Origin of the sequence: Streptomyces coryli, from assembly GCF_011044975.1 — a bacterium.
Taxonomy (GTDB): Bacteria; Actinomycetota; Actinomycetes; order Streptomycetales; family Streptomycetaceae; genus Streptomyces; species Streptomyces coryli.
The window spans coordinates 1-11,888 of the sequence record NZ_JAAKZV010000078.1; the positions used below are offsets into that span (position 1 = coordinate 1).

Genomic DNA, 11,888 nt, shown 5'->3' on the forward strand with positions numbered 1-11,888 from the left:
GAGCCCACCCCGCTCACCCACCTCCGCCTCCGGGCGCACGCCACCAATGGCGCGCCGCGAGCCCACGTCATCTCCCTTCGCGCCTACGCCCGTACCACCGACTCCCAGGAGAACGAGTGACCGCGCACGACCCCCACCAGCTGCTCGACGCCGCGGGCGGACTGCCCGAGGCCGCGCCGCCGTGGACCGGCCGCGACCGGCTGCGGATCACCGCGGTCCGGGCCATCGTGACGGCGCCCGAGGGCATACCGCTCGTCGTGGTCAGGGTCGACACGTCGGAGGACGGCCTCTACGGACTGGGCTGCGCGACCTTCACCCAGCGGTTCGCCGCGGTCGTGGCGGCGGTGACCGAGCATGTCGCGCCGCTCGCGATCGGACGGCATCCGGCCGACATCGAGGACCTCACCCGCCTGGTGCACTACTCCTCGTACTGGCGCGGCGGGCCGGTGCTGAACAACGCGCTGTCCGGGCTCGACCAGGCGCTGTGGGACATCGCGGGCAAGCGGGCCGGGATGCCGGTGCACGAGCTGCTCGGCGGCCGCAGCCGCGCCGGCGTCGAGGTCTACACCCACGCCTCGGGGCCGTCCATCGACGCCACCCTGGCGCAGGCCGAGCAGCAGATCGCCGCCGGCTACCGCAACATCCGCCTCCAGGTCGGCGGCAAGGGCCTGGGCACGTACGGCGCCCCCGGCACGCGGAACGGCTACCCGGGCACGCCGCACCCCGACGGCTGGGATCCGGAGGAGTATCTGCGCACGGTGCCGCGGCTGTTCGAGGCGGCGCGGGAGCGGCTGGGCGACAGCGTCAATCTGATGCACGACGTGCACAGCCGCCTGACACCGAAGCAGGCGATCGTGCTGGCGCGGGCGCTGGAGCCGTATCACCTGGCGTTCCTGGAGGATGTGATCGCGCCGGAGTTCTACGACCGGCTGCCCGAGGTGCGCGCGGCGTCGCCGGTGCCGATCGCGGTCGGCGAGCAGGTCGGGTCGGTGACGGGCGCCGCCCGGCTGATCCGCACCGGCGCCGTCGACCTGCTCCGCCTGCACACGTCGGCGATCGGCGGCCTGACGCCCACCCGGAAGGTCGTGGCGATGGCCGAACTCTCCGGCGTCCGCACCGCGTTCCACTCGCCGGGCGACATCACGCCGGTCGGGGTGGCCGCCAACCTCGCGGTCGACATCTCCACCCCGGCCTTCGGATACCAGGAGTCGCACGAGTACAACGACGCGACGCACGAGGTCTTCCCCGGCACGCCGGTGGTCTCCAGCGGCTATCTGCATCCCAGCGACCAGCCCGGCTGGGGAGTGGACCTCGACGAGCGGGCGGCGGCCGGGTTCCCGCCGACGTACCAGCTGTTCGAGCGCTGGGCCGCGCAGGTGCGCAAGCCCGACGGCGGGCTGGAGGCGCCGTAACGGTCAGCCTGTGACTTGCGCCAGCAGGTCGTCGTAGCCCTTCTTGATACGGGCCACGCTCATGCCGCGGGTCCGGCGCTGGTAGCGGTAGAGGTTGGCGGCCAGCGGCGCCAACAGGGCGTCGGAGAGATAGGCGGCGTCGGCGTCCGGGCGCACCTCGGACAGCAGCAGGGTGAGGTGCTGCTGGTAGAGGGCGTACGAGCCCTCCTTGAAGCGCGCGTCCGCGGAGTCCATCTCCGCCATCAGCAGCAGCTCCAGCTGCTCCTCGGTGCGGTCCACGAGCGCGTGCAGGAACGCCCGGATCCGGGCCCGCGGCTCCGCGCCGGGCCCGAGCGGTGCGGGGCCGCCGAGGAAGGCGGCCTGGAAGTCCCGTTCGCGGGCGTCCACCACGGCGTACACGAGCGTGGCGCGGTCGCCGAAGCGGCGGTAGACGGTGCCGACGCCGACGCCCGCGGCGCGGGCGACCTCGTCCATGGACAGCGCCTCGACGCCGCGTGCCTCGATCAGCTCGGCGGCGGCCGCGAGGATCTTGCGGCGGTTCTCGGCGGCGTCGGCGCGCTCCGGCGCCTGGCCGCCGTCCGCCACCGGGAGGGTCTTGCGGGGCATGGCCGAAGGATAGGCGACGGAATGAAGCGGAGAGCTCTCCGGTTATGCTGGGCGACAAGGTAAGCGGAGGATTCTCCGTTTACTGCCTCGACCGCGTTCGGCACACGACCCCGGGAGCACAGCCATGCACGCAGACACCCCCGTCGACCTCACCGGCAAGGCCGCCCTCGTCACCGGCGGCAGCCGCGGCATCGGCGCCGCCATCGCCCGGCGCCTCGCCGAACAGGGCGCCGACGTGGCCCTCACCTACGCCCGCTCCGCCGACCGCGCCGCCGAGGTGGTCCGCGACATCGAGGGCGCCGGCCGCCGCGGGCTCGCGCTCCGCGCCGACGCCGCGGACGCGGACGCGATCCGCGAGGCGGTGGACACGGCGGCGCGGCGGCTCGGCCGGCTGGACGTCCTCGTCGGCAACGCCGGCATCGGTCCGTACGGCCCGCTGGCGGAGGTGACCGCGGACGAGGTCGACCTCGCGCTCGCCGTGCACGCCCGTGCCGCCTTCCTCACCGCGCAGGCCGCCGCCCGGCACCTGGGCGCCGGCGGGCGGATCATCACCATCGGCAGCAGCCTCGCCGAGCGGGTGCCGTATCCCGGCTGGACGCTCTACTCGATGAGCAAGTCCGCGCTGGTCGGCCTCACCAAGGGCCTGGCCCGCGACCTCGGGCCGCGCGGGATCACCGCCGTGCTCGTCCAGCCCGGCTCCACCGACACCGAGATGAACCCGGCGGACGCCCCGGAGGCCGCCGCCGAGCGGGAGTTCACCGCGCTCGGGCGGTACGCGCGGCCGGAGGAGATCGCGGCCGCTGTCGGGTATCTGGCCGGGCCCGGCGGGGCGTACATCACCGGCACGACGATCACCGTCGACGGCGGCGTCACCGCCTGAGTCGCCTTATGGCGGAAAGGAGTCTCCATGCCCTGGGTCCTGCTCGTGGTCGCCGCGCTGCTGGAGCTGGTGTGGGCGAGCGCGCTCAAGCAGTCGGAGGGCTTCACCCGGCTGCTGCCCACGCTGATCGGCGTGCCGGTGTGCCTGCTCAGCGTCGTCGTCCTGACCGTGGCGCTGCGGCAGTTGCCGGTCGGCACCGCGTACGCCGTGTGGGTCGGCCTCGGCGCGCTCGGCGTCGCGGTCGCCGGGATCGTGGCCCTGGGGGAGAGCGCGTCGCCGGCGCGGCTGGCCTGCCTCGGGCTGATCCTGGCCGGGGTGATCGGATTGAAGGTGGTGGAGGGGTGAGGTCGCGGGCCCGTGCTCATACGTAGAAGCACCAGTTTCACTTTCGCCTGCAGCAGGGGTTGACGTATGCACAATGTGCTTGAAGCATGCGCATCGTGAAATTCCGTTGCGCGTCAGCGAGTTGGAGGCACGTATGAAGGTCCGGGCACTCATCGTCATCGGTGCGCTCTGCCTGGGGGCCGTCCCGGGGACCGCGGTCGCGGCGACGGCGGATCCGGCCGCCGTCAGCGCTGTGGCTGCTCCCGGCGATCCGCGGGCCGCGCAGCCGGTGCTGCTGAATCAGAGCGGGTTCGGGCTCGGTGAGCCGAAGCGGTTCAGCGCGCCGCGGGCCGAGGACGGCGCGGTCTTCACGGTCAGCGACGCGGCCGGGAAGGTCAGGTACCGGGGCAAGGTCACCGGCGGCGTGGGGGACTTCACGGCCTTCGATCCGCGCGACAGCGGGGACTTCACCGTCACCGTCAAGGGCCAGGCCGGGGAGGGGGCTTCGGTGCCGTTCGGCATCGGGGCGTACTGGATCGACCGGGTGTCCTATCGCCGGGCGATCGAGTTCATGTCGGGCAGCCGCTGCTACTTCGGCGACTTCACGCGCAAGGCGGAGGGTCCTGGCCTGGTCAGCGACGAATACGGGCATCGCGAGTGCATGAAGGCGGTGACCTGGCGGGACGGGGCGCACTACTCGAAGGAGATCCAGACGCTCGTCGACCTGTATCTGGCGAACCCGAGCGCCTTCGAGCAGATCAAGGTGGACGGCGCGGTCTACAAGGGGCTGCCGGTCACGCTCCCCGAGGACACCCCGGAGATCGTGCGGCTCATCCACTGGGGCGTCGAGCTGCTGCTCGAGGCCGAGGTCAACGACCCCCAGCTCAAGGAGCAGCTCGCGGCCTTCGTCTACGCCTATCCGCAGCTCGACGATTACATCCCGGCCGATGTCTACGAGCGCGCCCGCGACCACCTCTTCGCCACCTGGGGCGGCCCGGAGCGCGACCGCTACTACTGGCAGGCCTTCACCCCGCACACCGGGGATCTGTTCCAGACGTACACCGAGGTCGGCACCGGAAAGGGCGAACTCGCACCGGGCCACTCGGTGTGGCCGAACCTGATGATGTACGAGGTCGCCAAGCGCGAGGGCCGCGCCGACGCGCCGCGCTATCTGCGCGCCGCGCAGGACCAGGCCGCCTGGCTGATCGGCAACCTCGACCTCGACGACCCGCGGACCACCAAGGGCCAGCGGATGAGCGAGCATGTGCTGATCACCGGTCTGGTGCAGTTCGCCGAGACGTATCCGGACCAGGCGCCCGAGGGAATCGAGGGCTTCGTCCGCGACTGGGCGCGGACCATGACCCAACGCTCCGACAATCTCTGGGACTTCCGCCGCTACTCCGACGACCGCTGGACGATCCCCGCCTTCACCGGTGGCGGCGCCGACGACCCCAACGAGACCGGCAATGTCGCCGGCTTCGCCGCCCCGGCGCTCGCCGCGGCCCGGCTGCTCGGCGACGACCCGCTGTCCGGCCGGCTCCGCGAGCTCGCCGCGGCACATGTCGACAACATCTTCGGCCGCAACCCCACCGGCCGGCACGCCTCCTTCGACGCCCCCAGTGCCACAGCCGGCTTCGAGGGCGTGGAGCGCGGCTGGTTCTCCGAATACAAGGGCGGCGCGGGCCTGCTGGAGGACCTGCCCGGCGTCCTCGACGGCAGCCCGAAGAACGGCCACTACCCCTTCAACCCGGACCAGGGGAACATCGGCCACACCGAGGGCTGGGTGGCGTTCAACAGCGCCTGGAACGCCTCCCTCGCCTGGCGCGCCGCCGACCAGACCCGTATCGGGGTGCGCACCCGCGACGGCGGCGCCGCCCGTACGGTGGCCCGCGACGCGAAGGTCACCGTGGAGCTGGCGGCACCGCTGAACCTGGACGCCGGCGCCGTCGACCGCGGCACGGTCGAGGTGCGGGTGGGCGACGGCGCCGCCACGCCCCTGACCGTCACCCAGACCGGGCAGAACGCCAGGACGTTCCGCGCGACGCTCGATCTGGGTGAGCTGCGGGCACGTGGCGGAGACAAGGTCACGGTGTCGTACGGGCACGGGCCGTTCGCGGTCTCCTACTCCTTCACCGCGGAGGCCTGAAGCGGCGGCGCTCACAGCAGGAAGACGAGCTCCACGGCGACCAGGATGTCGATCACCCCGCACCACTCCGCGTACGACCGGACCACCACCCGGTCCCGGTACAGGTGGACGAAGTCCCAGACGCCGTGCAGGAGCCAGCCGGCGGCGACCACGTACCGGCCGGCCTCGGCGTCGATGACGAGGCCGGTGAGGGCGAGGGCGCCGAAGGCGACCATGCCGAGCGCCTGCAGCCCGAACTCGTCGCGGCGGTTCAGCTCGCCGCGTACGGCGCCCCAGACCAGGACGGCCAGGGCGAGGGCGGCGAACACGGCGGCCGGCGCGGGTACTTCGGCGAAGCCCAGGCCCACGACGGCCGCGAGGGAGACGGCGAGGATCGGCCAGGCCGCCCGGGGGTTGTGGAGCCGGGCGGCGGTCAGATAGAGCAGCGGCAGGATCAGCAGCGCCTCGCCGTAGCCCGCCGTCTTGGCTTGCAGGTCGGTGCCGCCGAAGGTCGCGGCGGCCATGCCCACGGCCAGGGCGGTGGGCCAGCGGCGGAGCACGTGGAGGAGAGCGGTCATGGCGGCTCAGCCTCCGTACTCGGAGCGGCGGCGCAGCATGAGGACGAACATCAGCGGGAGCATCACGACGTGCTCCAGCAGCATCAGCGCGTCCCCGGAGATGGCGCCCAGCCACAGCAGCGGGAGAAGCGCGAGCGCCGGGGCGAACATCGCGGCCGTCATCTCCAGCGTGGCCGGCCAGCCGTGCCGGCGGTGGCGCATCCACAGCACCATGCCCGCTGACATGGTGAAGGCCATCTCCAGGACGGCGAGTTCGGGATGCGCCGATGGTTCGTACGGCAGGCCGGTGACCGACGCTAGGCCGCGCAGCAGCGGGATGAGGACCAGCATGCCGGCGAGCATGGCGACGAGCATCTCGGCGTAGTGGCGCAGGAAGTGCCTGCCGATGCGGGCGGGGTGCTTGGCGGTCGCGTTCATGAGGTTCGCTCCTTCGGATACGGGGGCGGGGTATCGCCGTATCCCAAGGCTCGTGGCCGCACGGCGGCCGCCGTAGTGCCGGATGTGCATCGCCGGGCGTGGCGGTGTCACGGGAATCCGTGACATCTGTCATCCGCGCAGGTCGCGCGCAAGTACCGGTCTGTGCGGCGCCGTTGCTGCGACAATGACCCGGTGCAGGCCCAGGGGGTGGAACCGGGGGCGGCGGGCCTTTCGGGCTTCCGCCGCTACACGTGGTGGAGCCTCGAGGTCACCGTCACCCTCTCGCTGGCCCTCTTCACCTTCCCCTGGCTGCTCGACCCCGACGTGCCGGTCCTCGCCCGCGGCGTCGCCGCGCCCGCGCTGGCCGTCGCCGTCGCCGCGGTCGCCGTGCTGCTGAGCCGGCGGCTCGACTCGACCCGGCTGCCGGTGGGTTGGTCGGTCGCCGGGTGGACGGCGGCGGCCGTGCTCGGTGCGGTGGTGCTGGCCGAGCGCGATTACGGGCTGTGGGTGCTGCCGCCCGCGACGATGGTGGCGGTCGCGGCGACCTACCTGCCCGCCCGGCGCCGCTGGTGGCTGATCGGCGCCGCGGTCGTCGGGTCGGCCGCGCTCGGCGGGACCGTGGGGGCGGCGACGGGGGACGGGGTGGCGTACGCGGCCGGCTTTCCGGCCGGGATGGTCGTCTTCGTCGCGTGGGTGACGCTCGGCATGCTGTGGTCCTGGGAGGTCGCCGGCCGCCTGAACGCGGCCCGCGCGCTGGCCGCCGAGCTGGCGGTGAAGGACGAACGCCTGCGGTTTGCCGCCGACTTGCACGACATCCAGGGGCACCACCTGCAGGTGATCGCCCTCAAGAGCGAGCTCGCGGCGCGGCTCGCGGTGGCCCAGCCGGACCGGGCCGCCGCGGAGATGAAGGAGGTGCAGCGGCTGGCCACGGACGCGCTCACCGACACCCGGGCGGTGGTGCAGGGCTATCGCCGCACCACGCTGGACGCGGAGATCCGCAACGCCACGCGGGTGCTCGCCGCCGCCGGCATCGACGCCCGCATGCGCCTGGCCCCCGCCACCGACCGCCTCCGCGAGCCCGCCCGGCACCTCCTCGGGCTGGTGATGCGCGAGGCCACCACCAACATGCTGCGGCACAGCCAGGCGGTGGAGGCGGAGATCGGCTTCGGTTACGAGGACGGGCGGGCCCGGCTCCGTATCTCCAACGACGGTGCCCCGCCGCCCGGCGGCGACGGCACCGGCCTCGCCGGCCTGGCGCAGCGCCTGGAGGCGGCCGGCGGCGACCTGGCGTGGGAGCACGCGGACGGCACCTTCGCGGTGACGGCGACGCTGCCGGTCGGGGAGGTGCGCGGATGACGCCCGTGGACGGGACCGCCGCACCGGTGATCCGGCTGCTCCTCGCCGACGACGAGGACCTGCTGCGCGACGCCCTGTCCGCCCTGCTCGAACTGGAGCCGGACCTCACCGTCACCGCCGAGGCCGCGACCTCCACCGACGCGGTGCGGCTGGCCCGCGAACACCGGCCGGACATCGCCGTACTGGACCTGGAGATGCCCCCGGCCGACGGGCTGGAGGCGGCGGCGCGGATACGGGCCGAGGCGCCCGGGATCAAGGTGGTGCTGGTGACCCGGCACGCCCGGCCCGGGGTGCTGCGGCGTGCCCTGGCGGCGGGCGTGAGCGGCTTCGTACCCAAGACCACGCCCGCCGCCCGCCTCGCCGAGATCATCCGCGATGTCGCGGCCGGCCGCCGCTATGTCGACCCCGACATCGCCGCCTCCGCCCTCACCGAAGGCGCCTGCCCGCTCACCGACCGGGAGGTGGAGGTCCTCCGCGCGGCCCGCACCGGCGCCTCGGTGGCGCAGATCGCCGACCGCGTCCACCTGGCCCCGGGCACCGTCCGCAACTACCTCTCCGCCGCCATGTCCAAACTCGGCGTCACCACCCGCCACGCGGCGGCCCATCGCGCGTGGGAGGAGGGCTGGATCTGACGGGCCGGCAGGTCAGTCGTCCGTCCCGAAGAAGACGGCGTTGGCCCTGGAGGCGGAGTGGCGCAGCTTCTTCCAGTCGCGGTAGTCGGGGGAGTCGTACCAGCGGTGGGCGGTGGCGAGGTCGGGGAATTCTATGAGCACCGGATAGCCGACGATGGGCTCGCCCTCGACGGTGTCGACCTTGCCGCCGACCGAGAGGTAGCGACCGCCGTATCGGTCGACGACCTCGGCGACGCCGGCCGCGTAGGCGGCGAGGGCCTCGGCGTCGGTGACCTCGACGTTGTCGAACAGGGCGTAGGCAGGCATGGGTTGGTCCTTTCGTGATGGCCGGGCTCAGGCCGGGTCGGTGGTGAGGAAGTCCTGGACGAGCTTGACGACGGGGGTCGGGTCGGTGAGCCAGTCCAGGTGGCCGGCGCCGTCGATCTCGGCCAGCCGGCTGCCGGGGATGGCGGAGTGCAGCAGGTGAGACTGCTCGATGGGGGCGATCTGGTCGGCGCCGAGCCCGATCACCAGCGTCGGGACCTGGATCGCCGGCAGCAGCTCGCGGATGTCGATACGGGCGGCCAGGTCGATCTGGCGGCGGGTGCCGGGCGGCCAGGTGTCCGTCTTCAGCGACCAGGCGAGACCGTCGTGGCCGAACCCGTCCAGCACCGCGGGGGAGAAGCCCTGGAGCGCCGCGAAGCGCTTGAACAGCTCGAAGTCCGTGGCGGCCAGATCGCGCCAGAGACCGAAGCCGAGCCCGGCCCGGGGCCCGGTCATGTCGGCGACGCCGCCGAGCAGGATGAGCCGGCGCACCAGGCCGGGGTGCGTGGCCGCGGTGGCGGCCGCGACCGCCGCGCCGAGCGAGAAGCCGAACAGGTCCACGGGGCCCGTAACGGCCGCGCGGGTGGCCGCCTCGACCTGCCCGACCAGCGCCGGAAGGCTCAGCTCCGCGCCGTCGTCGGTGGTGCGGCCGCTGCCGCTGAGGTTCGGCCGCACCACCGTGTGCTCGCCGCTGAACTGGTCCACGACATTGCCGAAGACCTTCTGGGCGTCGCCGCCGACGCCGTGCACCAGCACCAGGCCGGGCCCGTCGCCGTCGATCTCGTAGTGGACCTGGCCGGTGTCCGTGGAAACGAAGGGCATGGCTGACTCCTCGGGCTTATCGGTGTCCCGCCGGCCGGTCCGGCGGGGCACTGTCCACCCTGGAGCGGGACCTGATCAGCAACCAGTTCCCGGCCCTGCGTACGCATCGATTGAGCAGGCTCGCGGCGGCAGGTGCGCGGCGCTTCAGCCGAGCTCGGCACTCGCCTTGCGGTCGCTCTCCGCGATCAGCCGGTGCAGCCCGGCCGCGGACGGCGAGCCCGGCTCGGCGACGAGGAGCTCCAGCTCGCTCAGCTCCGCGTCGGCGGGCAGCAGCATGGTCTCCCCGCTGAGCTCGAGCCGGCCGACCACGGGGTGCGTGAACACGTAATCCCGGCCGCTCCAGGTCGACACGCTCTGCTCGCCCCACACCTGCCGGAAGTCGGCGCTCGCGGTCCGCATGGCCGCGATGTGCGCCTGCAGCCGGGCGTCGCCGGGATTACGGGCCAGCAGCACCCGCAGATACGAGACGTGCGCCCGGGCGAACTCGGCCCAGCCGTCGCCGAGCATGCCCTTGAAGTCCGCGCTCAGGAAGACCTGGTGCGACCAGGTGCGCCGGCCCGCCGGCACGGCGGCGAGATCGAGCAGGGCCGCGGCGGCCCGGTTCCAGGCGACGATGTCGGTGTGGTGGCCCAGGACGAACACCGGCGTCCGGTCCAGGGAGTCCAGCATCCGCTGCAGCCCCGGCCGGAGCCGGATGGCGGCCGCCGCTGCCGCCGGACGCGAGGGCCGGGAGCCCGCGGCGGCGTGGGCAAGCCGGTGCAGATAGGCCCGCTCGTCGTCATCGAGCCGCAGGGTCCGCGCGATCGCGTCGAGGACATCGGCGGAGACATTCTCGGTGTGCCCCTGCTCCAGCCGCGTGTAATGCGCCACGCTGACCCCGGCCAGCAGCGACAGCTCCTCCCGCCGCAGCCCCGGTACCCGCCGCTGCCCGGCATACCGCGGCAGCCCGACATCCTCGGGCCGCAGCCGGGCCCGCCGCGACTTCAGAAACTCACTCAGCTCACCACGCACGTCCACGCGCAGCGACCCTAGCAACGCGATCAGCGGTCTTGCTCACCTCCCGCGGGCCGCCCCCTCGGTGTCTCCCGGCCCTGCTCGCGCCACTGCTGCATCAGCCGGGCATACACCGGCGACTCCGCCTCCAGCCAATACCTGCCGGTCGCCGCGGCCGGCGCCTCCGACACCGCCGGCTCCCGTCCCGCACCTGTCTGCTGAGTCACATGCTCCATGCCCCCTTCAACGACCCCACCGCCGACGGCACACGGACAATCGCCACAAGTCACCTGCACCCGCGCATCTTCGAACTTCCGGTCGACAGGTCAGTTCAAGTGATGGGTGTCGTTCAGGGCCCGCACCGTGGCGGTGCCGTCCTTCTCGTACGTGACCGTCGACAGGGAAGCCGCCGCGACCTCTATGCGGAACAGGCTGTGCGGCGGTGCCTGCAGGGCGAGGCGGATCAGCGTTCTGAGCGGTCCGACGTGGGAGACGACCAGCACCGTGGCCCCCGCATACCGGACCGTCAACCCGTCCCGGACGGCGGTGACCCGGCCGGCCACCTGCCGCATGGTCTCGCCTGCGCCCGAGGGTGGCATCTCGGGCGAGGCGAGCCATGCGTCCAGGTCGTCCGGGTACCGGGCGCGGACTTCGGCGAAGGTCAGGCCTTCCCAGGTGCCGAAGTCCGCTTCCCGCAGGTCCCGTTCGACCTGGAGGCTCAGGCCGAGGCGCGTGGCCACGGCCTGAGCGGTCTCGCGGCAGCGCCGCATCGGTGACGTGACGACCGCGTCGATGCCGCCGCGGCGGGCGAGGGCGTCCGCCGTCGCCGCGGCCTGGCGGCGGCCGGCCGGGGAGAGGCCCGGGTTGGTTCCGCCGCTGCCGGAGAGCCGCCGCTCGGGGGTGAGCAGGGTTTCGCCGTGCCGCAGCAGGACGAGGGTCGTCACGTCGCTCACCGCGCGGTCGCGGGCTGCGCGAAGTGGTCGCGTACGGCGTCGGTCTGCTTCTCCATGATGGCGACGATGCCCTCGACCACGGTCAGGTCGGCGTCCTCGGCGATCTCCAGGGTCCGGGACCAGTCGAAGAAGCTGCGGGCCGGGTCGTTGGTGATGGGGAAGACCCGGATGGTGGCCTCGTAGCTGGCGACGCCGCTGGTGGGCGCGACGGCCCGGTAGGACTGGGTCCTGTTGATCTCGTCGCGGGCGGCGATCTCCTGCTGGACGACCTTGCCGCTGAGCGTGAGCTTGAAGTCGTAGCGCGCCGGGACCGTTTCGACCGAGCCGCCGTCGACCCAGCTGGTGTCCCGGTGGACGTCGAGGTCGCCGGGGGACACGATCTCCAGGATCTTCATGGCGTCGCGGATGGTCGCCCACACGGTGTCCGGGTCGGCGTCGAGGATGGTCGAGTGGTACATGGTGTGCTTGCGCTGGATCGGCACGGGTG

General features: G+C 73.0%; 14 protein-coding genes. 6 read left to right on the plus strand and 8 right to left on the minus strand.

All coding sequences use genetic code 11. From position 1 onward, the window contains the following. The first annotated feature begins 116 nt into the window (after window positions 1-116). On the plus strand, window positions 117-1,412 hold the full coding sequence (locus tag G5C51_RS18805) for an enolase C-terminal domain-like protein (RefSeq protein ID WP_338118209.1): 1,296 nt from the start codon (window positions 117-119) through the stop codon (window positions 1,410-1,412). Between the two features lie 3 nt (window positions 1,413-1,415). On the opposite strand, the gene G5C51_RS18810 is transcribed toward G5C51_RS18805, so the two are convergent. Continuing rightward, window positions 1,416-2,018: a TetR/AcrR family transcriptional regulator gene (locus tag G5C51_RS18810; RefSeq protein WP_165238844.1), complete on the minus strand. Its 603-nt coding sequence runs from the start codon at window positions 2,016-2,018 to the stop codon at window positions 1,416-1,418. 124 nt (window positions 2,019-2,142) lie between these two features. Between G5C51_RS18810 and G5C51_RS18815 the strand changes: the two genes are divergently transcribed. The 3 genes from G5C51_RS18815 to G5C51_RS18825 all read left to right on the plus strand — a co-directional run bounded on the left by G5C51_RS18815 (window position 2,143) and on the right by G5C51_RS18825 (window position 5,368). Continuing rightward, a complete protein-coding gene (locus G5C51_RS18815; protein WP_165238846.1) occupies window positions 2,143-2,898 on the plus strand; it encodes an SDR family NAD(P)-dependent oxidoreductase in 756 nt (251 codons plus the stop codon). Between the two features lie 27 nt (window positions 2,899-2,925). Then, window positions 2,926-3,243 (plus strand): DMT family transporter, encoded by a 318-nt coding sequence (locus G5C51_RS18820; RefSeq protein ID WP_165238847.1) that lies wholly within the window; start codon window positions 2,926-2,928, stop codon window positions 3,241-3,243. Between the two features lie 133 nt (window positions 3,244-3,376). Further along, a complete protein-coding gene (locus G5C51_RS18825) occupies window positions 3,377-5,368 on the plus strand; it encodes an early set domain-containing protein (RefSeq protein ID WP_165238849.1) in 1,992 nt (663 codons plus the stop codon). Between the two features lie 11 nt (window positions 5,369-5,379). Here G5C51_RS18825 and G5C51_RS18830 read toward each other — a convergent pair whose 3' ends face one another. Together G5C51_RS18830 and G5C51_RS18835 are read right to left on the minus strand one after the other, a co-directional pair. Then, window positions 5,380-5,925, minus strand: a complete 546-nt coding sequence (locus G5C51_RS18830; protein WP_165238851.1) for a hypothetical protein — start codon at window positions 5,923-5,925, stop codon at window positions 5,380-5,382. A gap of 6 nt (window positions 5,926-5,931) precedes the next feature. Beyond that, complete coding sequence (locus tag G5C51_RS18835) at window positions 5,932-6,342, minus strand: hypothetical protein (protein ID WP_165238852.1); 411 nt, start codon at window positions 6,340-6,342, stop codon at window positions 5,932-5,934. A 192-nt stretch (window positions 6,343-6,534) separates the two neighbouring features. Between G5C51_RS18835 and G5C51_RS18840 the strand changes: the two genes are divergently transcribed. Then, window positions 6,535-7,698 carry a sensor histidine kinase gene (locus G5C51_RS18840; protein WP_338118210.1) on the plus strand — a complete coding sequence of 388 codons (1,164 nt, stop codon included), beginning with the start codon at window positions 6,535-6,537 and terminating at the stop codon, window positions 7,696-7,698. Beyond that, window positions 7,695-8,330 (plus strand): response regulator transcription factor, encoded by a 636-nt coding sequence (locus G5C51_RS18845; protein ID WP_165238854.1) that lies wholly within the window; start codon window positions 7,695-7,697, stop codon window positions 8,328-8,330. The genes G5C51_RS18840 and G5C51_RS18845 overlap by 4 nt, the downstream gene beginning before the upstream one ends. Before the next feature lie 12 nt (window positions 8,331-8,342). On the opposite strand, the gene G5C51_RS18850 is transcribed toward G5C51_RS18845, so the two are convergent. From G5C51_RS18850 to G5C51_RS43080, 5 genes are all read right to left on the minus strand, one after another. Then, window positions 8,343-8,636 (minus strand): DUF1330 domain-containing protein, encoded by a 294-nt coding sequence (locus G5C51_RS18850; RefSeq protein ID WP_165238856.1) that lies wholly within the window; start codon window positions 8,634-8,636, stop codon window positions 8,343-8,345. Between the two features lie 27 nt (window positions 8,637-8,663). Beyond that, window positions 8,664-9,455, minus strand: a complete 792-nt coding sequence (locus tag G5C51_RS18855) for an alpha/beta fold hydrolase (RefSeq protein ID WP_165238858.1) — start codon at window positions 9,453-9,455, stop codon at window positions 8,664-8,666. A 144-nt stretch (window positions 9,456-9,599) separates the two neighbouring features. Beyond that, window positions 9,600-10,472 (minus strand): helix-turn-helix domain-containing protein, encoded by an 873-nt coding sequence (locus G5C51_RS18860; RefSeq protein WP_338118211.1) that lies wholly within the window; start codon window positions 10,470-10,472, stop codon window positions 9,600-9,602. Window positions 10,473-10,774: 302 nt separating this feature from the next. Further along, window positions 10,775-11,392 carry a histidine phosphatase family protein gene (locus G5C51_RS18865; RefSeq protein WP_420824827.1) on the minus strand — a complete coding sequence of 206 codons (618 nt, stop codon included), beginning with the start codon at window positions 11,390-11,392 and terminating at the stop codon, window positions 10,775-10,777. 5 nt (window positions 11,393-11,397) lie between these two features. Then, window positions 11,398-11,883: an SRPBCC family protein gene (locus G5C51_RS43080; RefSeq protein WP_165238860.1), complete on the minus strand. Its 486-nt coding sequence runs from the start codon at window positions 11,881-11,883 to the stop codon at window positions 11,398-11,400. Window positions 11,884-11,888 lie beyond the last annotated feature (5 nt).

Bases quoted from the DNA above. Each gene is read 5' to 3' on its own strand.
- G5C51_RS18810 (WP_165238844.1), bottom strand. From the start codon at position 2,018: ATGCCCCGCAAGACCCTCCCGGTGGCGGACGGCGGCCAGGCGCCGGAG.
- G5C51_RS18815 (WP_165238846.1), top strand. From the start codon at position 2,143: ATGCACGCAGACACCCCCGTCGACCTCACCGGCAAGGCCGCCCTCGTC.
- G5C51_RS18820 (WP_165238847.1), top strand. From the start codon at position 2,926: ATGCCCTGGGTCCTGCTCGTGGTCGCCGCGCTGCTGGAGCTGGTGTGG.
- G5C51_RS18825 (WP_165238849.1), top strand. From the start codon at position 3,377: ATGAAGGTCCGGGCACTCATCGTCATCGGTGCGCTCTGCCTGGGGGCC.
- G5C51_RS18830 (WP_165238851.1), bottom strand. From the start codon at position 5,925: ATGACCGCTCTCCTCCACGTGCTCCGCCGCTGGCCCACCGCCCTGGCC.
- G5C51_RS18835 (WP_165238852.1), bottom strand. From the start codon at position 6,342: ATGAACGCGACCGCCAAGCACCCCGCCCGCATCGGCAGGCACTTCCTG.
- G5C51_RS18845 (WP_165238854.1), top strand. From the start codon at position 7,695: ATGACGCCCGTGGACGGGACCGCCGCACCGGTGATCCGGCTGCTCCTC.
- G5C51_RS18850 (WP_165238856.1), bottom strand. From the start codon at position 8,636: ATGCCTGCCTACGCCCTGTTCGACAACGTCGAGGTCACCGACGCCGAG.
- G5C51_RS18855 (WP_165238858.1), bottom strand. From the start codon at position 9,455: ATGCCCTTCGTTTCCACGGACACCGGCCAGGTCCACTACGAGATCGAC.